General features: G+C 66.6%; 1 protein-coding gene. It reads right to left on the reverse strand.

Going from position 1 to position 716, the window contains the following annotated elements:
• Positions 1-716: ABC transporter permease (locus EN939_RS36710; RefSeq protein ID WP_164751621.1), on the reverse strand; the 716-nt coding region annotated here is incomplete at both ends.

Here is a 716-nt window from a genome sequence, read left to right on the forward strand (position 1 = left end):
CTGCTGCCGCCGAGCATCTGCGCCGACTGCAGGCCGAGCATGGTGATCAGCGGCAGCAGTGCATTGCGGGCGACGTGGGCGAGCACGATGCGGCGGCGTGACAATCCTTTGGCGCGTGCGGCCAGGACGAAATCCTGCCGCCAGACCTCGGCCATGCCGGCGCGCATCATGCGCAGATAGAGCGCCAGGTAGATGAAGCCGAGGGCGGAAACGGGCAGGGCGAGATGGACGGCGATGTCGGCGGCGCGGTCAAGACCGGTCTTGTCAGAGGCCAGGGTTTCGATGCCGCCGATCGGCAGCCAGCGCAGGTCGACGGCAAAGACGACGATCAGCACCAGGCCGAGCCAGAAACCCGGCACTGCATAGAGCGCTAGCGAGCCGATCGACAGGAAGCGGTCGCGGAAGCTGCCCGGCTGTGCGCCGGCGTAGATGCCGAGTGCCGAGCCGAGCCCGAAGGAGAGCGCGGTGGCGCTGACCATCAACAGCAGCGTGTTGGGCAGGCGTTCGAGGATGACGTCGCGGATCGGCCTGGAGAAGGTCACCGACTGGCCGAGATCGAGATGCAACAGCGCCCAGAGGTAATTGGCGAGCCGCGTCAGCTCCGACTGGTCGAGGCCCCAGCGATGTCGCAACAATTCGATCATGCCGGCGTCGCCACCGGTCGAGACGATATAGGCATCGACCGCATCGCCGGGGGCAGCTTCGAGCAGCAGGAA

The sequence above is a fragment of the Mesorhizobium sp. M7A.F.Ca.CA.002.05.1.1 genome (assembly GCF_003998335.1).
In the GTDB taxonomy this organism is placed as follows: Bacteria; Pseudomonadota; Alphaproteobacteria; order Rhizobiales; family Rhizobiaceae; genus Mesorhizobium.